Origin of the sequence: Pseudoalteromonas sp. APAL1 (assembly GCF_021532475.1) — a bacterium.
Taxonomy (GTDB): Bacteria; Pseudomonadota; Gammaproteobacteria; order Enterobacterales; family Alteromonadaceae; genus Pseudoalteromonas; species Pseudoalteromonas lipolytica_C.
The window spans coordinates 1-24,335 of record NZ_JAKGAW010000007.1; the positions used below are offsets into that span (position 1 = coordinate 1).

The window sequence follows — 24,335 nt, forward strand, 5'->3', positions numbered from 1 at the left end:
CACATGACTCCATGACAACTTTACAACAAGGAGAAGTGGTGAGTATGGTCAATAGCTCTTTTCTGCTCACCGCTTTATTACTTTGTAGTTTTTGATGAAGAAACTTACCGACTTGAAAAACATTTTTTGCCAAGTCGATGCTAATTAGGTTAAATTTTGACATGTATGGATTCCTTATTGGTAAAAGTAATTGTCCAATTTCTTTATACCGTACTCACCCTATTTGGGGGAGGAGTCCATACATCTCCTACACGCATCTCCCACCAACAACACCGTTCGGCTTAAAGCTTACAGCTCAAACCTCTGCTTTACCTTTTCGATAATCTCAACATTCGCAGCTGGAAAGCTGTAATCATCAAGCTCGCTCAGTGCAACCCACTTACCTTGTTGGCCTTCTGCACCATGGGCAGTGCCTGTGAAATCATCAACAATGTGCACATCTAAGCGCACGCATTTATCGCCGTAGTCATGCTCGATAACCATTAGCTCTTCGCTGCCGTTTACGGTTAGGTTTACTTCTTCTAACAGCTCACGCTGAAGTGCTGCAAACACACTTTCGCCTTGCTCTACTTTACCGCCAGGGAATTCCCACAAGCCGCCTTGGTGTTTATCGTCTGGGCGCTTACAAATAAATAACTGCTGATCTTTATAAATAACGCCAACAGCAACATGCACTACATTTTTTGTCATTTGTTATTCCTCAATCATAAAAAAAGCGACGCAAGCGTCGCTTTTTATCAGCGTATTATGGTTACTTTAATTTACCGCAACACTGTTTAAATTTATTACCTGAACCACATGGGCAAGGTTCGTTACGGCCAACTTTTGGCTCTGCACGGTGAGTTACTGTAGCACCTTCTGGTGTTTCGCCACCAATGTGCTCAGCTTCTTCGTGTTGGTATTCACGTGGTGCATTTTCGCTACGACGATGTTGCTCTTCAACTTTCTCAACATCTTCTTCTGCGCGAACTTGCACTTTACTTAAAATACCAACAACGTCGATTTTTAAGTTCTCAAGCATTTCAGAGAATAGCTCGAATGACTCACGCTTGTACTCTTGCTTTGGATTCTTCTGTGCGTAACCACGTAAGTGGATACCTTGACGAAGGTGGTCCATCGCTGCCAAGTGATCTTTCCAGTGTTGGTCTAGGCTTTGTAGCATAATCGCTTTTTCGAATTGACGTAGTACAGACTCACCTACCATCTCTTCTTTTTGCTTGTATGCTTGCTCAACCGCTTCTTCGATACGCTCACGAAGTTTTTCTTCGTATAGTTTGCTATCGTCAGCTAACCATTGTGAAATTGGCAGCTCAATTAAGAAGTCCAGTTTTAAGCGCTCTTCAAGACCTGGAATATCCCACATTTCAGCTAAGCTTTGCGGTGCAATATATTGGTCAATCGTACTGTTAAGAACGTCGCTACGAATTGCAGTGATAGTTTCTGAAATATCGCCTTCTTCAAGTAGCTCGTTACGCTGTGAGTAAACAACACGACGTTGGTCGTTTGCTACATCATCGTACTCAAGTAGTTGCTTACGAACGTCGAAGTTGCGTGCTTCAACTTTACGTTGTGCGTTTTCGATTGCGCGGTTAACCCAAGGGTGCTCAATCGCTTCGCCACGTTGCATACCAAGTTTACGCATCATGTTAGTCATGCGCTCACCAGCGAAGATACGCATTAGCGCGTCGTCCATTGATAAATAGAAACGGCTTGAACCCGCATCACCTTGACGACCAGAACGACCACGTAACTGGTTATCGATACGACGAGACTCGTGACGCTCAGTACCAATGATGTGTAAGCCTCCCGCTTCGATTACTGCATCGTGACGTTTTTGCCACTCATCTTTAATCGCTTTGATTTGTTCATCAGTCGGGTTTTCTAGCTTTTCAACTTCGCTGTGCCAGTTACCACCTAACACGATATCGGTACCACGACCGGCCATGTTAGTTGCAATGGTTACTGTGCCAGGTAAACCTGCATCAGCAACAATGTCTGCTTCTTGCGCGTGGAACTTAGCATTAAGTACGTTGTGCTTAATTTTTTCTTTACGTAAGAACTGCGATAAGTACTCAGAGCTTTCGATAGAAATCGTACCCACAAGTACCGGTTGACCGCGTTCTTGACAATCTTTGATATCAGCAAGAATTGCTTCGTACTTCTCTTCTTGTGTTAAGTACACAAGGTCAGCACGATCGTCACGGATCATCGGTTTGTTAGTTGGCATTACTACGGTGTCTAGACCATAGATAGACTGGAACTCAAACGCTTCGGTGTCTGCTGTACCTGTCATACCCGCTAATGTGTCGTATAAACGGAAGTAGTTTTGGAATGTGATTGATGCCAATGTTTGGTTTTCGTTTTGAATGCGCACACCTTCTTTTGCTTCAACAGCTTGGTGTAAACCTTCTGACCAACGACGACCTTCCATTGTACGGCCTGTATGCTCATCAACGATGATAACTTCGTTTTCTTTAACAACGTAATCAACGTCTTTTTGATACAACTTGTGAGCTCGTAGCGCCGCATACACATGACTTAATAATGTGATGCTAGAAGCTGAGTAAAGTGAATCACCTTCTTCGATTAAGCCACGCTCAATTAATAGTTCTTCAACTTTAATTTGGCCACGCTCAGTTAAGTGAACTTGCTTAGATTTTTCGTCGATAGTGAAGTCGCCGTCACCTTCAACGCCTTCTTCATCTTCTTTTTCTTGTAGCTCAAGTTCTGGCACAATTTTGTTGATTTCGATGTAAAGCTCAGAGCTGTCTTCTGCAGGGCCTGAGATAATAAGCGGCGTACGCGCTTCATCGATTAGGATTGAATCCACCTCATCCACTACTGCGTAGTAAAGTGGGCGTTGCACACGCTCCTCAATGCTAAATGCCATGTTATCGCGAAGATAATCAAAGCCAAATTCGTTATTCGTACCGTAAGTAATGTCGGCAGCATAAGCGATTTTCTTTTGCTGTGGCATCATGCCTGGTACGTTGCAGCCTACTGTTAGGCCTAAGAATTCAAATAATGGACGGTTAGTTTCGGCGTCACGTTTTGCAAGGTAGTCATTCACTGTAATAACGTGAACACCTTTACCTGTTAAACCACGAAGGTATGCAGGTAATGTTGCAGTAAGTGTTTTACCTTCACCGGTACGCATCTCTGCGATACGACCTTGATGTAACACCATACCACCTAGTAGCTGTACGTCGAAGTGACGCATGCCATTTACACGCTTAGATGCTTCACGTACCACAGCAAATGCTTCTGGTAAGATATCATCTAGGCTTTGTCCGTTATCGTAACGCTCTCTAAATTCAGCTGTTTTTGCTTTTAAATCTTCATCAGAAAGCGCTTCTAATTGCTTTTCAAGCGCATTAATTAGAGCGACCGTCTTTCTTAGGTTTTTAATAGTGCGGTCATTGCGACTACCAAAAATCTTGGTAAATAAATTAGATATCATGATAAAACCGTTACAATATATTCTTTGTTAGCTAGTCATTAGCTAACCCACTTTCTTCAATTGATAATTAATATGCGCTTATGCTCATGATGTAGGGCATATTAATTAACAATTTATCAGTACGCTGTTCAAAACACCGCTTATTTCGTGCGCTATCATACCAGAGTCTGCGCAACATCAAACCTTCTGTGTGTGAAGATATGGAATTTCGGCAAGAAAATTTAAAAATCAGCCATAATCTTTGATCTAACCCCATAAAAAAGGTGAAAACAAGACCACTGAGTAGATATGGCGACAATTGAAATAAAATCAAGATCAGGGATGAAAAAAGGAGCTCAATTGTAGGCGCGATTTTATATCGCGAAACCAGCGAAAGTGAAAAATAATATTCACAAAGAGGTTATTGTCTCTCCTTCTCTTTCTCTGTGCTCTCTGTGTCCTCTGTGGTTAGAAAAAAGATATTTAACTCACAAAGAGGTTATGAGGCGCTACGCTTTAGAGGAAAACAAAAACATAATTATCACTTTCTCATTCACTTCTCTTTGTGCAAATTTTTTAAAACATATTGAACCACAGAGTACACAGAGGCGCTTCGCGCTACACAGAGAAACCAATATTTACAAAGAGATTATTGTCTCGCTTTCTCTTCCTCTGTGCTCTCTGTGACCTCTGTGGTTAGAAAAAAGATATTTAACTCACAAAGAGGTTATGAGGCGCTACGCTTTAGAGGAAAAAAATTAAGTAAGTTATTGGTTTACCTCATTCTCTTCTCATTCACTTCTCTTTGTGCAAATCTTGTAAAAACAATATTTGAACCACAGAGAACACCGAGGCGCTTCGCGCTACACAGAGAAACCAAATAATCACTAAGAGATTATGGGCACTCCGCGCTTCAGTGAATAACGATTTACAATCTACTATTCTCTTCCTCTGTGCTCTCTATGTCCTCTGTGGTTAGAAAAAAGATATTTAACTCACAAAGAGGTTATGAGGCGCTACGCTTTAGAGGAAAACAAATTAAGTAAGTTATTGGTTTACCTCACTCTCTTCTCATTCACTTCTCTTTGTGCAAATCATGTAAAAACAATATTTGAACCACAGAGAACATAGAGGCGCTTTGCGCTACACAGAGAAACCACTATCAACAAAGAGATTATGGTCTCGCTTTCTCTTCCTCTGTGCTCTCTGTGACCTCTGTGGTTAGAAAAAAAGATCTTTAACTCACAAAGAGGATTAGAGGCGCTACGCTTTAGAGGAAAACAAATTAAGTAAGTTATTGGTTTACCTCATTCTCTTCTCATTCACTTCTCTTTGTGCAAATCTTGTAAAAACAATATTTGAACCACAGAGAACACCGAGGCGCTTCGCGCTACACAGAGAAAATAAATATCACAAAGAGATTATGAGGCGCTGCGCTTTAGAGAAAGTAAAAAAATGAACCTGTGGTTCTCTCATTTCTTTCTCATTCACTTCTCTTTGTGAGAAAGATCTGACGCGCGAAATAAATTTCACGCCTACATAAAACGTAGGTGTCACGCTTGCTTGGCGCGCATGCCATACAACGCTAATCATGCACATCAACACATAACCAACAGGCAATACTGGACAACTCAAAACTGACGGCTGAAAGCTGATGGCTTTACTTATTTTTTCCGCCCGTGTTGGGCTAAGCGCTCTAATTTTTCTTTTAACGATGGAGGAGCGTCAGCAGCGATAGCTGTTAAATAGTCCGCCGTTTGTTCACTCATATGGCGCTTTGCTTGCGGTTTTTTTTCAGCTTCTTTTGATATAGATAAGCGCTGAGTAGCTTGTGGGTTGGCGGTAATTTTAATTTGTCCAAGCTCTACCATGCCAGCGGCACGAAAATGCGAGAGCATATCCATTTTTAAATAATTTAAACGCAGTGCAATCGGTGCAGAAACCGCTTCAATCATCAAAGTACCATCGCGGTAATTACTTACCCGGCATTTTTTGGAAAGCGTTTCACCTAAAAACTCGTCTAAAATCGTTTGTTGACTCGACAGGCCTTGGGTTTTACCAGCATAAGACGCTAAACGACCACTCAAGCCCGCCATAATATCGCCAAGAGCCTTTGGCGCATATCTATCTTTTGCCATTAAATCTTCTACCTAAAGGGGTTAATCACCACATAGGGAATATACCACCTACGTAAATATGAAGCTATTAGGTTTAAGGCACAAGGTGCGAGATGCGATTTTGTTAATGTAAGTCGTCATTTATGGCAACAAGATATTACGTACGTTTCATCAATGACGCGCTAAAGCACGACCTACAAAAAAGCGCGAAATAAATTTCACGCCTACATCAAAGACATCTAATCGCACAAAGAGGGTAAGAGGCGCTGCGCTTTAGAGGAAACAAAAACGTAATTATTACTTCCTCATTCACTTCTCTTTGTGTAAAAAATATTTGAACCACAGAGAACACCGAGGCGCTTCGCGCTACACAGAGAAGCCACTATCAACAAAGAGATTATGGTCTCGCTTTCTCTTCCTCTGTGCTCTCTATGTCCTCTGTGGTCAGAAAAAGATCTTTAGCTCACAAAGAGGATAAAAACCGCTTCGCTTTGAAGTAAAAATTAAGTAAGTTCTTGGTTTACCTCTTTCTCTTCTCATTCTTTTCTCTTTGTGCACATCGTATAAAAACATGTTTAACCACAGATCTCATTGTAAAAATATTTTCGGCACTAAAGCACCTCCTACCTGCATCACCCATTCCGCTGAAAGCTTCTTGAACTCTTTAATCGTTTAAAAATAATTCTTTGCGATTGCTAGCTCCAATAATATTTTTCCTTTGGGGTTTCTGGTACTCTTTTCCTTTATTTTTTAACTTATTCACACAATGACACAACACTCTCTTACTTTAATCGTATTAGCCGGTGGGCTTGGTAGTCGTTTTGGCGGAAACAAACAAATAGCAGAGATCCCAGGGTTGGGCTGCACCATAATGGAATTAAGCATTCGTGATGCGATAAAAGCGGGTGTAAGCCAAGCTGTTATTATCATAAATAAAAAAATCCGCGCCGAACTTGAAGCAACCATACTACCTCGCTTACCTAAATCACTTGAGGTTGTGCTTGTTGAACAAGAAATTAGTATGGTACCTGAGCAGTACAGCCATTTAGCGAAAGATCGTATTAAGCCTTGGGGAACTGGGCATGCTCTGTTATGTGCAAAGCCCTATGTAAAGAACCCCGCTATTGTCATCACCGCTGATGATTATTATGGGGCATCCTCTTTTGAAATAATGGCTAAACACTTTAAAAATAATAACGATTGGGCCATGGTTGGTTTTCCAATCAAAAACACACTTTCTGAACAAGGTGGTGTAAATCGTGGTGTTTGTGAAGTGAATGAACAGCAACAACTTACTAATGTGATTGAGTATTTAAATATAAAACTTGAAGATAAGACCTTGTATGGTGACAACCCTCAGGGTAAGCGCGAAGTAATTTCGAACGAAGCTCTAGGCTCTATGAGTTTTTGGGGAGTAACGCCAAACATATTCAACGAGTTAGAATTAGGCTTTGCGCAATTCCTAGAACATAATGACAACGGTGTCACAAAAGAGTATTATTTACCGGATCAAATCCAAACTGCTGTTAAAAACAATCAACAATCTGTCATGGTCTATCAAGCGCAATCAGCCTGGTATGGCGTCACTTACAGAGAAGAGCTAGAAAAGGTTTCGAAAAAGCTTTATGAATTACATCATGGACGAACAACCAGCAACCACAGCTGTTCAAACGCATTTTAAAAGTGAACTTTCTATGAAGTCTAACCCTGTTGCAGAACACTTATCAGAGTGTTTTGGCCTAAATAAAGTGGATATTAGCCTAAAACCGATTGGCAATGGCCATATAAATACCACCATGCTATTAAAAGCAGATGATCAAGCACTTGTGGTTCAAAAATTAAATACAACTGTTTTCCCGAATCCTGAACAACTTGTTGAAAATGCTCGCTTAATTGAACAGCATTTAACTGAAAAGCACGACAATGGTGAATATAACCTCGACATTATTCGTCATGTACCGACCATTCAAAATGACTTTTTAGTGGAATGTGATCAAGGCGTGTGGCGCGCACTCGAATTTATTGGCGGCAGCTACAGTGAAGATGTGGTAGCAACCATATCGCAAGCACAAACTGCAGCCAATGCATTTGGACAATTTGCTTTAGCCTTACAAGATTTTCAGGCTGATCAGTTGCATCATGTTATCCCTGATTTTCATAATTTAGCAATGCGTTTTGACGCGTTCAAAAACGTGTTAGCAAAAGATCCAGCAAGCAGAGTAGCGCTATGCCAAGACGATATTGACTTTTGTTTAGCACAACAAGGTTTAGTAACTGAACTTAAAGAGCTTGAGGGTAAGATCCCACTTAGACCTTGCCATAATGACACTAAAATCAACAACATGCTGTTTTGCACACAATCTGACGATGCAAAAGCAGTGATTGACCTAGACACCTGTATGCCGGGTTATTGGTTATTTGATTTTGGCGATATGGTGCGCACCTTCTGCTCACCTGAGCAAGAAGATTCTACTAATTTGAGCAATGTTCGTGTTCGTGAAGAGATATTTGCAGCGATTGTAAAAGGTTATGTTGAGCCTTTAAAAGATGTGATCACCGACACTGAAAAAGAAAGCTTTTGGTTAGGCACAAAAGTAATGACCTTTATGATCGGCCTACGCTTTTTAACAGACTTTATTGATGGCGATAATTACTTTGCTACCAAGCATGCAAACCATAACCTAGAGCGTGCCCGTAATCAGTTTGCTCTTTACCGTGATATTCTTGAAAAAGAACATACTTTAAAAGCGATTTTAGAGATAAATAAAGGTTAGAGTTGCTGGTTGCTAGTTGCTAGTTGCTAGTTGCTAGTTGCTAGTTATCGTAGGCGCGATTTTATATCGCGCATAAACCGTAGGCGTCACGCTTGCTTGGCGCGTCTTACATTAAACTCCCAAGCAACAAAACATTTTGAACCACAGAGAAACCAATATTTACAAAGAGATTTAGTCTCTTCCACTGTGTTCTCTGTGACCTCTATGGTTAGAAAAAAGATCTTTAATTCACAAAGAGGACAAGAGGCGCTGCGCTATAGAGGAAAACAAATTAAGTAAGTTATTGGTTTACCTCATTCTCTTCTCATTCACTTCTCTTTGTGTAAAACAATATTTGAACCACAGAGTACACAGAGGTGCTTCGCGCTACACAGAGAAACCAATATTTTCAAAGAGGTTATTATCTCTCCTTCTCTTCCTCTGTGCTCTCAGTGTCCTCAGTGGTTAGAAAAAAGATATTTAACTCACAAAGAGGATAAGAGACGCTGCGCTTTAGAGGAACAAAAATTAGCTAAGTTCTCGGTTTACCTCATTCTCTTCTCATTCACTTCTCTTTGTGCAAATCTTGTAAAAACAATATTTGAACCACAGAGAACACCGAGGCGCTTCGCGCTACACAGAGAAACCAATAATTACAAAGAGATTTGGTCTCTTTCTCTGTGCTCTCTGTGGTTAGAAAAAAGATATTTAACTCACAAAGAGGATAAGAGACGCTGCGCTTTAGAGGAAAACAAATAAAGTAAGTTATTGGTTTACCTCATTCTCTTCTCATTCACTTCTCTTTGTGTAAAACAATATTTGAACCACAGAGAAACCAAATAATTACAAAAAGATTATATTCACTGATGCTCTTAACGCGCGTAGTGAAAACAATAGTGCCAACAGTAGGCTTTCATGGCACAGATCATCAGAGTAAGCTCAAGATGGGCTAAAAGTTCTTAAAAAGCAGACAAAAAAAAGCCGCTTAAAGCGGCTTTTTTCATGGCAGGGCTATTAAGCCCTAGGTATTACTAACAAATCTATTAGTTAGCACTTGTAGTTACATCACAAGTGATTGCACGGTTGATAGTAACATCTGAACCGGCTTCAACTTGCTCAACAACGCCACCATTAGCATTAAGAGAAGCTAGCGCACCAGAGTACTTAACACTAACAAAATAAGTTTCACCTTCGATCATGTTAGTTAGAGTATATACACCACCACCATTAGATGTTGCTTTCTCTCTAGCTTTATTTTGATCTAAGTAGTATTTAACGTTTGAACCAGTAGCTGTAACTGGTGCTGCACTTTCGTCATTGCTACAAGTTGTAGTTAAAGTAACTACTGAATCAACAAGAGTAACTTCAGCAGGTGCAGTTACAGAAGCATTAATTGTAGTACCACAGATAGCTTCCTCACTAACTGAGTCATACCAAACATCATTAGTCTTCTTGTCTACTAACGTGATTCTAGCAGTACCATCTGCTGCAAACTTTTTACCAGAAATAGTTACTGAATCAACTTCACTAGCTTTAAGTACTTTAGTTAATGAATCAGTCTCAGATTCAAATTTTAACTGTAAGCCTTTAGCAACAGATTCACTGAAGTTAATAGTAACTTGGTCATTTGCACAAATAGCAGTTTCAGTAGTTGCAGCAAAGAAAGTTAAGTGATCAGTCATGAAGCTAGCATTGTAGAAGCTGCCATCTGCCATTAGATCTTTAACTTCAACTTGCTGAGTTTCAGTTGTCCATACACCAGTGTCTTCGTTTTGAGAAACAAGTGTTAACATATCACCAGTTGAAACACCTTTGTCAGCTGGGATAGCCATTGAAACTGTAATTGGTTGAGAGAACTTCTTAATTTTAACGCCGTTGCTGTCAACCATTTCAACACTTGCAACACCTACAGGTTGTTTAACTGTAGTTGTAGAACCAGCATTTAAACCTTCAGGAGTAATAGCAGCGCCTGCAGATGAGCTTGTATCAGCAGCTGTTACGCTAAGAGTTACAGAGTCACCTTCTACTGGGTTACCGTCTGCATCTTGTAAAACTGTACCACCAGGAACAGTTACTGCAGCTGTAGCTTTACCATTTGCAACACCACCAGTGATAGGATCTGCAGAGCTACCGCCAGAAACTGTAGAACTAGTTTCTTCAACAGCTAGACCTTCCGTTTCTTCAGATACTACTGGTAGTAATACTTCTAAGTCACCTTCGCTTAATTCTGAAAGGTCGATTACAAATGTTTTTTGTACATAAGAATCAGCCATAACAACAGCAGTTACTGAATTTACGTCTGCGCCATCTTTAAGTAAGAAAGAGAAGTTACCATCTTCAGTTGTAACAGAAGTAACTGCATTACCTTCTTCGTCAACAAGACTAGTAGAAGCAACACCGTTTTCGAAAAACATTACAGTTGAAGGAACAACATTTAATGTAGCACTGTCAACAATGTTACCGTTTACAACTGCACCAAGTTCAGCTGGCGCTTCAGGTGGAACAACTACTTCTGTAGGTGGATCAATCGGATCTGGCACGACCTCATTTTTGTCGTCATCACTCGAACAGCCTGAAAGAGCAAAAACAGATGCTACAGACATTGCTAGTAGCGTTTTTTTGTTAGTAAACATAGGGAGTCCTTTTATTCCTTTTTAAAATAAACGTATCAAATAAGGTCGAGATATAAGGGAAATCACTAGCTAAACCCATAGCTAAAAGTATTATATAGAATGATTTCCCACTGCTACCTAATAGGTTAAATAACAATCACAACATTTGCAACTATCATTTTACACAAAGAGCCTTTATTTTACTAAAAAAGGCTCAATAAAAATTATAGATAATATTTACAATCCAGCAATTAGAATTACAAAAAATAAATTGTTGTGACGAATTTAATTTTTTTGTTCCAAAAACAACACCAGCCACTATTTATATTCTAAATAAACATCTCTCAAGCGACTAAAGTTAGCGTATAAATATGCTTTAGATAACCTACCTTGGTTCAGATACTTACGATCAAGACTAACTGCGTTAGAAGGTAAGTATGCTTTATTAAATGCTAAGTTATTCAGAGATTCGCCAACTTGAGTACTAATTGAGTGTCGCCAAGCCTCTGAGCCCTTAACTTGTCCGTAACGTGTCACCGACATATCTTTACGTGGTGAAAGTGGAATACTAAAAGCAAAACCAATTTTTCTTACGTTCGTATCTTGTGCATATACAGCAAGGTAACTATCGCCAAACCAAAAACGACTTTCTACTTTAAAGCCAGAGTCATCATAAAAGTAGTTACCTGCTTCGGCATGTAACGTAATATCGCGCTCAACCCAATTATATTGATAAGACACAACTTGAGTATCTTTATTCGCATCAAAATCTTGATAATCAAAATAACCAATATTGGCACTCACTTTATGGCGGCCTTCAGGGCTTAGCCAAGCTGTTTCGTTTTGAATACCCATATAGTCTTGGTAATCTTTAAAATAACCAACCTGAGTTTGATTATAAATGCCATAAGGTAATGCAAATGTTTGGTAAAGTGTTGCTCTATCAAATTCAGACTCTTCTCGGAAATACCTAAATGGCGCATCTTCATCAAAGTCGTCACTATTTGCTACATTAATTTGACCACCAAGGTTAATACCGCCGCCTTGCCATAGAGGTATGTCTACATCAGCACGAACTGCTAATGAAAAGTCATACAACCCTAGCTCAGTAGCATAGCCATTTGTAAGTGCTGGGCTAAAGGTTACACGAGGTTTAAAATAAGGCGAGTTAGTATTCATTAAACCAACCCAAGTAAGCGCTCTTGGCAGTGGCATAGTACCTTGATAAACAACTACTTCAGGATGCTTTTGCGAAAGAATAAACTCGCGATACTCGTCTACATTACCTTTTAGGCTAAGTTGAGGAATATCTTGCTTAGACATAAAAACATTAAACTCAATGCCTTCACTGCTTACATATTGCGAAATTCGGCCAAGCACTAAACCAATTGCATCAAGGTCATTACGATTAAAAGTAGAGTTTTCAAACTTAACAACAATTTGCTTATCGTTATTAAAGCCCACTTGTACACTTTCGAAACCATCTTTAACTAAAGCATGCTTTAACGTTGCAGCTTGCCTTGTCATTTCTTTATTGCTTTCGAAATAACGGTGCGCGTTAGGATCTTTTATAGTTACAGGTTCTTTATTAGCGTTAAGTTTAAAGTAGGCTAATTCATCACTTTCAGATACCACAGGTTCTGGCGCACTCTCTATAGCCTCATACTCAGGTTTTGAGAATAATGGCATTTTAAAGTTAACACCCCATGAAGTGTCTTCTTCGCTGTGCTCTGTATTACTGTAAAAACGGCTAGTGAATGTTAACTCGCCGATATTGTATAGCCATTTTTTAGGCACTGTGACTTTTGCGGCTGCATTAAATGCATCGGCGTCATGCTCTGCTTGCAGTGCAAACCAGTCAAATGGTTGCCATTCAATACCAGCAAAAGGGCCATCCATTTGGCCTGTTAAACGGTCACTTACTGCGTAACCTGCTGAAAATCTAAAATCCCATAGCTCTTTAGAGGCAACTGCGTAGTAAGTTTCGTAGTTATTTGCTGCACCGCCGATATCTTTTGCACCAATAGCCACTGTAAACCAATCTTTAGGTATGTACGGCAATTGGTACTTAGCGTTAAAAGACAAATCTCTTAACTGTCCCTTACCCTCAGCATAAAAAAGGTTATCATCAATAGACTCAGTTGCTATTTGGCCACTAACCTCGAAGCCGTCAAATAAACCAGCAGAAAAAATAAAGTTATGGCCATCAATATACTCCCGCCCTCTTAGATCAAGCATATTGTTGTAACCAAGGTCGATATGACCAACCTCAATTACATTTGCATTAGGAGTGTTTATTAGACCAGTATAGCCAGTAAAAGATTGATAGTTATTAATTTTTTCTGAAGCTAGCACAGGAGCGCAAAGGGTTGCTAACCCGCTAATGAGTAAAGTGTTCGCCTTTAGCATAACTCGAATCCATGAAGAATTATTAGAATTTTTTGTTAACGCCAATATAGCATTAATTAACTAAATTAGTTAGTTGTTCATGTTTAAAAAGTTAATACAAAAATGAAATTTAAATGATAGAGAAAACTAAATAATCACTCAGAGATTATCAGAATAACTATTTAGAATCTGTCGCTCTCTTCCTTTGTACTCTGTGACCTCTGTGGTTAAAAAAAGATCTTTAACTCACAAAGAGAATAAGAGGCGCAACGCTTTAGAGAAAGTAAAAAATAATCTTGTGGTTTCCTCATTCACTTTTCATTGTGTTTAAACAATATTTGAACCACAGAGCGCACCGAGGCGCTGCGCGCTACACAGAGAAACCAATATTTAAAAAGTTTGGTCTCTCCTTCTCTTCCTCTATGCTCTCTGTGACCTCTGTGGTTAGAAAAAAATCTTTAACTCACAAAGGCGTTACGCTTTAGAGAAAGTAAAAATAATCTTGTGGTTTACCTTATTCTCTCCTCATTCACATTTCTTTGTGTAAATTGTTCAAAAAACATATTGAACCACAGAGAACACAGAGGCGCTTCGCGCTACACAGAGAAAACAAATGATCACAAAGAGTTTATGAGGCGCTGCGCTTAAGAGGAACACAAATTAGCTAAGTTCCTGGTTTACCTCATTCTCTTCTCATTCACTTCTCATTGTGCAAAAACAATATTTGAACCACAGAGCACACCAAGGCGCTGCGCGCTACACAGAGAAACCAATATTTAAAAAGTTTGGTCTCTCCTTCTCTTCCTCTATGCTCTCTGTGACCTCTGTGGTTAGAAAAAGATCTTTAGCTCACAAAGGCGTTACGCTTTAGAGAAAGTAAAAATAATCTTGTGGTTTACCTCATTCCCTTCTCATTCACTTCTCATTGTGTAAAAATAATATTTGAACCACAGAGCGCACCGAGGCGCTTCGCGCTGCATAGAGAAAACAAATGATCACAAAGAGTTTATGAGGCGCGGCGCTTAAGAGGAACACAAATTAGCTAAGTTCTTGGTTTACCTCATTCCCTTCTCATTCACTTCTCATTGTGCAAAAACAATATTTGAACCACAGAGCACACCGAGGCGCTGCGCTACACAGAGAAACCAATATTTAAAAAAGTTTGGTCTCTCCTTCTCTTCCTCTATGCTCTCTGTGACCTCTGTTGTTAGAAAAAAAGATCTTTAACTCACAAAGGCGTTACGCTTTAGAGAAAGTAAAAATAATCTTGTGGTTTACCTCATTCCCTTCTCATTCACTTCTCTTTGTGCAAATTGTACAAAAAAATCTCACGCGCGAAACTAAATTTCACGCCTACAGTATCGTATTCGACTTTAAAAGAGTTTGCTCATCCAACTTAAAACTCAATACCTACAGCTTATGAACATTCCAACAATACATGTAGAATTTTGCTCGTTGCCGTTATAGTCAATAACCTCTATGCTGAACATATGCTTCAAAAATAAGGATATTAATATGCAAATAAAACACCACGGAGCAGTTAACGGTGTTACAGGGTCTTGCCACCAGCTTATTATTAACGACAACAACTCAATACTCATCGATTGCGGGCTGTTTCAGGGCGAAGACAGCCACGAAGATCTCAATATCGACTTTGACATATCAACCGTAAAAGCGCTTATTGTTACCCACTGCCATATTGATCACGTAGGCCGCATACCCTACCTTTTTGTAGCAGGGTTTAAAGGACCAATATACACATCTAAAGCAACCGCAAAACTACTACCACTCGTTATTGAAGACGCCTTAAAACTGGGTGTAACGCGTGATGAAGCCATAATAAACACCTGTATAAGAAGACTAAAACAGCAAATAGTGAGTCTAGATTTTAATAAATGGTACTCCATACCTGTAGGAGTGGGCTTTAGCCACGAAAAAGCAGCCTTGAGCCCCCAAAGCCAAGAAACTTTATTTAAAATCCGCCTACAACGCGCCGGCCATATTCTTGGCTCTGCCTATGTAGAAATTGAACTTGGCAAAAAGCCAAGTAATCACAGAGTGGTATTTTCGGGAGATTTAGGAGCCCCATATACACCCTTATTGCCCTCACCTAAACCGCCATACCGTGCCGATACCTTAGTAATAGAATCTACCTATGGTGATAAAAACCATGATGGCCGAAAAACGCGTGTAAAAGGTTTAAAAAATATTATAGAACGAGCCGTTACGGATAACGGTGTGGTACTTATTCCTGCGTTTAGTATTGGCCGAACACAAGAGCTACTTTATGAGCTAGAACAAATAATTCACTCAGCTCGTAAAAATTCAATGTGGCATAAACTACAAGTAATTGTAGACTCGCCCATGGCCGCCAACTTTACTGCACAGTACCAACACTTTAAAACCCTGTGGGATAACGAAGCAAAGAAGCGAGTTAACCAAGGGCGTCACCCGTTAGATTTTGACCAACTGCATACAATTGATACACACCAAGAACACAAGGCATTAATTAACTTTTTAAGTTCTAAGCGACAGCCAGCGATTATTATAGCTGCCAGCGGTATGTGCACAGGGGGGCGAATTGTTAATTACCTTGAGCAGTTTTTACCTGACAAAACAACCGATATTATTTTTGTTGGCTACCAGGGCAAAGGCACGCTAGGCAGAGATATTCAAACCTACGGCCCAAAAGGCGGTTATGTATATATTAATAATCAAAGGGTTTATATAAACGCAGAAGTTCATACCATCAGTGGCTACAGCGCCCACGCAGATCAAAAAGGGCTAATTAGGTTTGTAACAGGTATGAAAAAGAAACCGAAGTTAATCAAAATTGTACACGGCGATGATGAAGCCAAAGCAACCTTGGCTAAAAAATACCAAGCCCTACTGGGCGATAAAACTAAGGTTGAAATAGCTTCTGGCTAGTAACTATGACTGCCATTAAAGAAAATTTATATCCACAAAGAGGATAAGAGGCGCAGCGCTCAAGAGGTAAAACAAAGTAACTCTTTGATTCATTCTTTGTCTTCTCATAAACTTCTCTTTGTGCAAAAAGATCTTAGGTAATATTCACAAAGAGGCCAAGAGGCGCTGCGCTTAAGAGGTAAAACTAAGTAATTCTTAGATTCTCTCTTTACGATATTAGTTATTATCACAAAGAGACACGGAAGAAAAAATTAATATAAAAGGTGTAAGTATGGATACTGATCTGCTGACAAAAAAAGTTATTGGGTGCGCAATTGAAGTACATAAAGAACTGGGGCCTGGGTTATTAGAGTCGAGCTATGAGGCATGCCTTGCTTATGAACTTAATAAAGAGAAGCTTTTCACTGAAAGACAAATTGACCTCCCAATTAAATATAAAGATACGTTTATTGAAACTGGATACAGGCTAGATCTAATAATAGAAAAAAGACTCATAGTTGAGTTAAAGTCCGTTGAAAAACTGCTTCCAATTCATAGCGCTCAGTTATTAACATACTTGAAACTAACAAATATAAGCGCAGGCTTACTTATTAATTTTAACTCTCAGAAATTAATCAACGGGATAAAAAGGCTCAACTTGCATCTCTAAAAATGCACATCTTAATAATACTCACAAAGAAGCTAAGAGATGCTGCACTTTAGAAAAATCAGCTTAAAAGATATATTGGTTTCCTCTTTCTCTTCTCATTCATTTCTCTTTGTGCAAAAAAATCCTAAGTAATATTCACATAGAGGTTAAGAGACGTTTCGCTAAAGAGGAAGTATCTGTTGGTTTCCTCTTTCTCTTCTCGTTCACTTCTCTTTGTGCAAAAAGATCTTAGGTAATATTCACAAAGAAGCTAAGAGATGCTGCACTTTAGAAAAAATCAAAAATAATCTTGTGGTTTCCTCTTTATCTTCTCATTCATTTCTCTTTGTGCAAAAAAAATCCTAAGTAATATTCACATAGAGGTTAAGAGACGCTTCGCTTTAGAGAAACCAACTTAAAAGACATATTGCTTTTCTCATTCACTTCTCTTTGTGTAAAAAAGTTCTTATTCCAAAGGAGTTACTAAACAAAAACGCCTACACAAGGTAGGCGTTTAGATATTTCAGAAACTAACAAAGAGATTAAACCGCTTTTAAGTGACTCACTTTAGGCGCAACAATATCGTTTAAAAACTCAGAGAACTCATCGCCTAGTTTTTCGTCACGGATACCATATTCAATGATCGCTTTTAAATAACCTAGCTTGTCGCCACAGTCGTGAGCGCGGCCACTCATGTGGAACGCCTCAACGACCTCAGTTTTCATCAGCTCGTCAATCGCATCTGTTAACTGAATTTCGCCACCCGCGCCAGCAGGTGTTTTAGCTAGTAATGGCCAAATAGCTTTTGATAACACATAACGGCCAACAACCGCTAAGTTAGATGGTGCTTCTTCAGCTTTTGGCTTTTCAACCATCGTTTTAATTGGTGCGCTTTCGCCGGCTTTAATTTTAACGCCACCGATATCAGCAATTCCGTACTTGTGAACACTTTCTTGTGGTACAGGTTCAAGCATAATCTGACTTGCTTTAACATCGTTAAAACGCTCGATCATCGCGGCAATGTTTTCAGTTTTTTGGTCTGCGGTGTAACCATCTAAAATAACATCTGGCAGTACCACTACAAAGTCGTCATCACCTACAATTGGTTTTGCGCATAATACCGCATGGCCCAAGCCTTTCGCTTCGCCTTGGCGAACATGCATAATGGTTACATCTGGTGGGCAAATTGAGCGCACTTCTTCAAGCAACGTACGTTTAACACGCTTTTCTAATGTTGCCTCAAGCTCAAAGCTGGTATCAAAGTGGTTTTCAATAGCATTTTTAGAGCTGTGCGTAACTAGCACAATTTCTTTTATACCAGCTAAAACACATTCATTAACAATGTATTGAATAAGCGGTTTATCAACTAAAGGTAACATTTCCTTTGGAATTGCTTTAGTCATTGGGAGCATACGGGTACCAAGGCCCGCAACTGGAATCACTGCTTTCATAATTAGTCCCTTATTTAATAGTTTAATCTACAATAACTCCAAATTAACAGTAACAAAGTAGATACAAGCTGAATGATTTTTAATTTTATTTTTCATGAATACTGATGTTTACAAAGAGTAAAAGAGATACGACTAACCAAAGAAAAATTTCACAAAGAGAGTATAAGGCGCTTCGCTTTAGAGAAAACAAAAAGCATTATTATCATTTCCTCATTCACTTCTCTTTATGCAAAAAGAGCTTTGGTCATATTCACAAAAAGACCAATAGACGATGCGTTTAAGAGAGACTCTATTTAAAACATCTCCCTCTATACACTCTGTAATCTCAGTGGTTTCAACCAAGCTCTTTACAGCTCCACTAGAGTTTATTGTTTGTTATAAAACTCTTTATACCAACTGATAAGTTCTGCTACACCTTGCTCAACACCTACAGCAGGTTTGTAACCTGTAGCTTCAAATAAGTCTTGGGTATCTGCATAGGTTTTATAAACGTCACCAGCTTGCATTTCACGAAAGTTCTTTTTAGCTTCTATGTCTAACTCACTTTCAATAGCACTAATAAAGTCCATTAAGTTAATTGGGCTGCCGTGGCCAATGTTATACACCTTAAATGGGGCAGAGCTTGTTGCCGGTGAACCCGTTTCGACTTTCCAGTTATCATCTCGTTCAGGCACTACCTCTGCTGCGCGCACTACACCTTCAACAATATCGTCAATGTAGGTGAAGTCACGCCACATATCGCCATTGTTATTAATATCGATAGTATCGCCATCGAGAATTTTTTTAGTAAAAATATAAGGCGCCATATCTGGGCGCCCCCATGGGCCATAAACTGTAAAAAAGCGTAAGCCTGTTGTAGGCAAGTTATACAAGTGCGAATAACTATGAGCCATAAGCTCATTGGCTTTTTTAGTCGCAGCATAAAACGAAACAGGGTGGTCAACACTGTCGGTTGTTTCAAATGGTGTTTTTTCGTTTAAGCCATATACCGAACTAGACGAAGCATAAACTAAATGCGCAACCTTATTGTGACGACACCCTTCTAGTACATTTAAATGACCAACAAGGTTTGAGTCTGCATAAGCATCTGGGTTTTCAATTGAGTAACGCACGCCTGCTTGTGCTGCTAAATGAATTACACGCTCAAACTGCTCATTTTTAAATAGTTCAGCCATTGCAGTTCGCTCTGCAATATCAAGTTTAACAAAACTAAAATTACTATTGTCTTTAATTAGCTCAAGACGGGCTCGTTTTAAATTTACATCGTAATAGTCGTTTAGGTTATCAATACCAACTACTGTATGCCCTTGCGCTAATAATTTTTGGCAAGTAGCTGCGCCAATAAAACCCGCAGCTCCGGTTACTAAATATTTCATTTTATTCCTATAAACTATCAACCTTACGGCCGCCAATTCATTTGGCTATTTTAGAATATCTACCTGATGAAGGCTTATCTATAAACCCTCATTCTCTTCTCGTCACTTCTCTGTATGCAAATATTTTCGCGCGAAATAAATTTCACGTCTACGATACCGCCTTTTCCTTAATCACTTCCGAACAAATCGCGGGTATAAACCTTGCCTGCTACATCTTGCAGCTCTTCGGCCATACGGTTCGATACAATTACATCAGATATTTTTTTAAGTTCATCAAGATTTTTAATTACACGCGAATTAAAAAATGCTTCGCCCTCAAAGGTTGGTTCGTAAACGACTACCTCAATACCTTTAGCTTTAATGCGTTTCATAATGCCTTGAATGGCAGACGCTCTAAAGTTATCAGAGCCCGACTTCATCACTAAACGGTAAATGCCAACCACCTTAGGTTTGCGATTAATAATTGAGTTGGCAATAAAATCTTTGCGGGTCGTGTTGGCATCTACAATCGCAGCAATCATATTGTTTGGTACATCTTGGTAGTTAGCTAATAGTTGCTTAGTATCTTTAGGCAAACAGTAACCGCCATAGCCAAACGATGGGTTGTTATAGTGCTTACCTATGCGTGGGTCTAACCCTACACCTTCAATAATTTGCTTTGCATCTAAGCCATGGCTTTCGGCGTAGCTGTCTAGCTCGTTAAAGTAAGCTACACGCATTGCTAAATAAGTATTCGAAAATAACTTAATCGCCTCAGCTTCGGTTGAGTCAGTAAATAAAATCTCAATATCAGTTTTTACGGCCCCCTCAGCAAGTAAATTTGCAAATGTTTTTGCACGCTCACTTTGTTCACCCACAATAATACGTGACGGATGTAAGTTATCGTGAAGTGCCTTGCCTTCACGTAAAAACTCAGGTGAGAAAATAATGTTATCTGTACCAAACTGCTCTTTAACCGACTTAGTGTAACCAACAGGCACGGTTGATTTAATCACCATGGTTGCAGTTGGGTTAGTTGCTAATACATCACTAATTACTGACTCAACCGAGCGAGTGTTAAAGTAATTAGTGTCTGGGTCGTAGTCTGTCGGAGTGGCAATTACAACAAACTCAGCATTTAAAAGGGCTGACTCTTTGTTGGTGGTAGCAGTGAAGTTAAGCGGTTTATTTACTAAAAAATCGCTAATTTCGGTATCAACAATCGGTGATTGCTTGTCTTGTAATAAAGCAACTTTTTGTTCGTCTATATCTAAGGCGACTACTTCGTTATGCTGCGCAAGCAACATTGCGTTTGATAAGCCCACATAACCAGTACCCACTACTGCTATTTTCATTTATAAATCATCCTTTCAAAAACTTTATAGCCTAGCTTAAAGCCACTAACTTGAGATAAGTAAAGCCAAGCATAAACAATAAATACTATCATTTGTTATAAATATTCAAAACTAATCCGTTACACAAGACCTAGCCTTTAAAGTTAACTACTATATTTTCTAGAGGCTCGCTTGTAGTAAGTTGTTCTTTGTTTTGTTTAGCAGTCCATACTAAATCGCAAATACCATCGGTAGGGTTAAAACCAGTAGGCGCGTCTAATAGTAGCTGGCGAATTGTTTCGTGATCAAAATTATGGCAAGCAATATCAAAGGCTTCTAAAAATACGTTAATTTCGGCAAGTGGCAGCATTACTTCGTTAGCAGTCATAATTCGCTCATGGCAAGTCTCGCCAACGTTATCGCCAATTAATAGCTCTTCGTAGAGCTTTTCACCCGGGCGTAAGCCTGTGCACTCTATTGCAATATCGCCATGTGGGTTGGCACTGCTTTTGACCTCAAAACCCGATAGGCGAATCATTTTTGTAGCAAGATCTTTAATTTTTACAGGTTCGCCCATGTCGAGCACAAATACATCGCCACCTTTACCCATAGCACCGGCTTGTATAACTAACTGTGCAGCCTCTGGGATGGTCATAAAAAAGCGTGTTATATCTGGGTGAGTTAAGGTTATTGGCCCGCCCTCTTTAATTTGCCTACGGAACAATGGTACTACAGAGCCGCTAGAGCCAAGCACGTTACCAAAACGCACCATACAAAAACGGGTATTATGTTGCTTACCTTTATTCTGCGCTAACCCTTGTAAACATAACTCAGCCATGCGCTTAGTAGCCCCCATAACATTGGTTGGGCGTACAGCTTTATCGGTAGATATAAGCACAAAGGTTTCAACTTTAGCATTCATTGCTGCTTTAGCTGCGTAATAGGTACCAAATACGTTATTACGTACACCTTCAACCACATTGTGCTCAACTAAAGGCACATGTTTATAAGCGGCAGCATGGTAAACAGTTTGCACACCAAAGGTGATCATCACAGTCTCAATACGGTTTATACGCTGCACAGAGCCCATAATTGGCACAAGCTCAATATTAAGCTCATTCGCTTGAATATATTCACACAACTCTTTTTCGATTGAGTATAAGCCAAACTCGTTTACCTCAAACAAAATAAGCTTTTTAGGTTGCTGCTTAATAATTTGCCTACATAACTCAGAGCCTATAGAACCACCAGCCCCAGTAACCATAACGACTTTATTTGTTATATTAGCAGCCATTAGATCTGGTTTAGGCTCTACCGAATCGCGGCCTAATAGGTCTTCTATTTCTACTTCTCTAAATTCAGAAAGCTTAGCTTTACCACCTACAATATCGGCCATACCTGGGATCGATAGTATTTGTATTGCTAACGGCTCTAATTGCGCAAGTACCTCTTTACGGCGTGAACGACTCTCGCTTGGCATAGCCAGCAATATTTTACCAATGTTGCGTTTATCAATTAGGGTATGTATATCGTTAAATGCATATACAGGTACACCTTGAATAATTGAACCTTGCTTTGTTACATCGTCGTCTATAAAAGCGCGTACATGGTACTCAGGGCCCGCCTCTAGCGCCGTTGCTAATTGCCTGCCTGATGACCCAGCGCCGTAAATAATAACTTGCTCTTTATGTGATGTGGACATTTTGCCGATCATGGCGCGCACTACAATACGAGAGCCACCCACTGTTAATAAACAAAGCCAAGCAAAAATAAAAGGCATAGAACGGGGCATCATCACCCCTAAAAAAAACGAGAATATAACCAGTGCTACAGTGGCAATTAAAGTGCCAATAACAATCGCCCAAAGCGCTTGGGCATTCATATAACGCAGCACTGCACGGTATAAACCAAGGTTAACAAAAGTAATTAATGAGGTAGGCAACAATAAGCCAAGTACAAACCAGTACTCAAGCACATATAAAGGAGCCATGCTGTCGAGCCGTACAACTAAGGCTAGCCAAAAGGCTGAAAAAATAAAAAAAGAATCAACAACGAGAGTTATAGCACGCTTTTTAGATCGAGGCGCGTTAAAGATAGAGTCTATTATTTTGTCCACTTGAAATCCCTTTTGTATTAAGCTTGGATTATCAGTTGTCCTAACTGAGCAAAAGCTTAATGATTGTTATACATCCCTATAATATAGCTAGTGAGAAAAAAAATCACTAAAAACTAATACATTTTCACTAATTATTGATTTTTAAAGAAAATCAAAGGTCAAAGGTCAAAGGTAGCATACTAACCTAACCCCATGACTCAATTGATTTCATTAATCCTGATAACATTTTGGAGAGCTGCTTTGTCTCTTCAATCCAAAGTTCAGATGTTTTTATGTCAATTTCGTCAATTTTAACTGCAATGTAAATTTGAGAACGTAGTTCACCGCAACTACCTTTGGAGTATGATAGAAAACGCGCATAATCTTTAGAGGTTTTCCTCTCATACCCCTCAGCTATATTTGATGAAATAGATAAAGCTGAACGTGTTATTTGATCTTTCAGTCCAAACTCTTTACTTGCTTTAAAGTGTTTATAGATATCACATGCTAAGTCAGCAGATCGCTGCCATACTGCTAAATCTTCAAATTGCATAAAATCCCTTTTACCTAGCTTAAGCCCTTTAACTTTAGAGTTTTAGTTTTGCCAATAGCTTTTCCATTGATAGCCTGAACTCGTGTCACTTTAATCTTTAATCTTTAATCTTTAATCTTTTATCTATTTAACCCTATCCCCACTACCACTACCGGTAACTGTCATGAGTATATACTTAAAGTAGTTACTCAGGTTAAGAGAATCTATCATCTCACGATCTGTTTTTGCTAATAACTCTGGGGTCGACATGTCAATCTCATTCACTTGTGCAAGGCCTGTAATACCTGGGCGCACTGCAAAAACATTTTTAGCATCGCGTGCTGCTGTTAGCTCTTCTTGGTTAAATAAACCAGGGCGCGGGCCGACCAAACTCATTTCGCCTTTTAGTACATTCCAAAGCTGTGGTAGCTCATCTAACTTAGTTTTACGTAAAAAGCTACCAAAAGGCGTGATAGATGCTGTACTTGCTAAGTGACTAGCTACCGATGCAGTATCAACCTTCATGGTTCTAAACTTAACTAAAGTAAAAGGCTTTTTATTACGGCCAACACGCTGTTGAGTAAAAATAGGTGAGCCAGTATCAAACAAGCCAATAATGTATAAAACAACCAAAAATGGTAAAGCAAATAATAAACCAAATAAGGCAAATAGAAAATCGAGTAAGCGAATCATTAAAAGTTCC

At 39.4% G+C, this 24,335-nt stretch carries 15 protein-coding genes; 4 read left to right on the forward strand and 11 right to left on the reverse strand.

Annotated features, from left to right (window positions below):
* Positions 1 to 288 precede the first annotated feature (288 nt).
* The 3 genes from mutT to L1264_RS05030 all read right to left on the reverse strand — a co-directional run bounded on the left by mutT (position 289) and on the right by L1264_RS05030 (position 5,577).
* Positions 289 to 690 carry an 8-oxo-dGTP diphosphatase MutT gene (gene mutT, locus L1264_RS05020; protein WP_235403690.1) on the reverse strand — a complete coding sequence of 134 codons (402 nt, stop codon included), beginning with the start codon at positions 688 to 690 and terminating at the stop codon, positions 289 to 291.
* A gap of 61 nt (positions 691 to 751) precedes the next feature.
* Positions 752 to 3,460 carry a preprotein translocase subunit SecA gene (secA, locus tag L1264_RS05025; RefSeq protein ID WP_135923393.1) on the reverse strand — a complete coding sequence of 903 codons (2,709 nt, stop codon included), beginning with the start codon at positions 3,458 to 3,460 and terminating at the stop codon, positions 752 to 754.
* Between the two features lie 1,643 nt (positions 3,461 to 5,103).
* A complete protein-coding gene (locus tag L1264_RS05030) occupies positions 5,104 to 5,577 on the reverse strand; it encodes a DUF721 domain-containing protein (RefSeq protein ID WP_199526236.1) in 474 nt (157 codons plus the stop codon).
* 745 nt (positions 5,578 to 6,322) lie between these two features.
* Here L1264_RS05030 and L1264_RS05035 point away from each other — a divergent pair.
* Both L1264_RS05035 and L1264_RS05040 read left to right on the forward strand, forming a co-directional pair.
* Positions 6,323 to 7,237, forward strand: a complete 915-nt coding sequence (locus L1264_RS05035) for an NTP transferase domain-containing protein (RefSeq protein ID WP_199526677.1) — start codon at positions 6,323 to 6,325, stop codon at positions 7,235 to 7,237.
* A 13-nt stretch (positions 7,238 to 7,250) separates the two neighbouring features.
* Positions 7,251 to 8,330 carry a phosphotransferase enzyme family protein gene (locus L1264_RS05040; RefSeq protein ID WP_199526678.1) on the forward strand — a complete coding sequence of 360 codons (1,080 nt, stop codon included), beginning with the start codon at positions 7,251 to 7,253 and terminating at the stop codon, positions 8,328 to 8,330.
* A gap of 1,022 nt (positions 8,331 to 9,352) precedes the next feature.
* Here the strand turns inward: L1264_RS05040 and L1264_RS05045 are convergent.
* Positions 9,353 to 10,942, reverse strand: a complete 1,590-nt coding sequence (locus L1264_RS05045) for a hypothetical protein (protein ID WP_235403691.1) — start codon at positions 10,940 to 10,942, stop codon at positions 9,353 to 9,355.
* 297 nt (positions 10,943 to 11,239) lie between these two features.
* Positions 11,240 to 13,330, reverse strand: a complete 2,091-nt coding sequence (locus L1264_RS05050) for a YjbH domain-containing protein (RefSeq protein WP_235403692.1) — start codon at positions 13,328 to 13,330, stop codon at positions 11,240 to 11,242.
* Between the two features lie 1,494 nt (positions 13,331 to 14,824).
* Here L1264_RS05050 and L1264_RS05055 point away from each other — a divergent pair.
* Entirely contained in the window at positions 14,825 to 16,237 is a 1,413-nt protein-coding gene (locus L1264_RS05055; protein ID WP_235403693.1) for an MBL fold metallo-hydrolase RNA specificity domain-containing protein, read from the forward strand.
* A 271-nt stretch (positions 16,238 to 16,508) separates the two neighbouring features.
* Positions 16,509 to 16,886: a GxxExxY protein gene (locus L1264_RS05060; protein WP_138558758.1), complete on the forward strand. Its 378-nt coding sequence runs from the start codon at positions 16,509 to 16,511 to the stop codon at positions 16,884 to 16,886.
* Between the two features lie 521 nt (positions 16,887 to 17,407).
* Here the strand turns inward: L1264_RS05060 and galU are convergent.
* The 6 genes from galU to L1264_RS05090 all read right to left on the reverse strand — a co-directional run bounded on the left by galU (position 17,408) and on the right by L1264_RS05090 (position 24,325).
* Positions 17,408 to 18,316, reverse strand: coding sequence for a UTP--glucose-1-phosphate uridylyltransferase GalU (gene galU, locus L1264_RS05065; protein ID WP_235384373.1), 909 nt, complete (start codon positions 18,314 to 18,316; stop codon positions 17,408 to 17,410).
* Positions 18,317 to 18,681: 365 nt separating this feature from the next.
* Positions 18,682 to 19,692: an NAD-dependent epimerase gene (locus L1264_RS05070; RefSeq protein WP_235403694.1), complete on the reverse strand. Its 1,011-nt coding sequence runs from the start codon at positions 19,690 to 19,692 to the stop codon at positions 18,682 to 18,684.
* Positions 19,693 to 19,859: 167 nt separating this feature from the next.
* Positions 19,860 to 21,026 carry a nucleotide sugar dehydrogenase gene (locus tag L1264_RS05075; RefSeq protein ID WP_235403695.1) on the reverse strand — a complete coding sequence of 389 codons (1,167 nt, stop codon included), beginning with the start codon at positions 21,024 to 21,026 and terminating at the stop codon, positions 19,860 to 19,862.
* 130 nt (positions 21,027 to 21,156) lie between these two features.
* A complete protein-coding gene (locus tag L1264_RS05080; protein ID WP_235403696.1) occupies positions 21,157 to 23,121 on the reverse strand; it encodes a polysaccharide biosynthesis protein in 1,965 nt (654 codons plus the stop codon).
* A 184-nt stretch (positions 23,122 to 23,305) separates the two neighbouring features.
* Positions 23,306 to 23,653 (reverse strand): four helix bundle protein, encoded by a 348-nt coding sequence (locus L1264_RS05085; RefSeq protein WP_138558989.1) that lies wholly within the window; start codon positions 23,651 to 23,653, stop codon positions 23,306 to 23,308.
* Positions 23,654 to 23,776: 123 nt separating this feature from the next.
* Positions 23,777 to 24,325, reverse strand: coding sequence for a sugar transferase (locus tag L1264_RS05090; RefSeq protein WP_235403697.1), 549 nt, complete (start codon positions 24,323 to 24,325; stop codon positions 23,777 to 23,779).
* Positions 24,326 to 24,335: the final 10 nt, after the last annotated feature.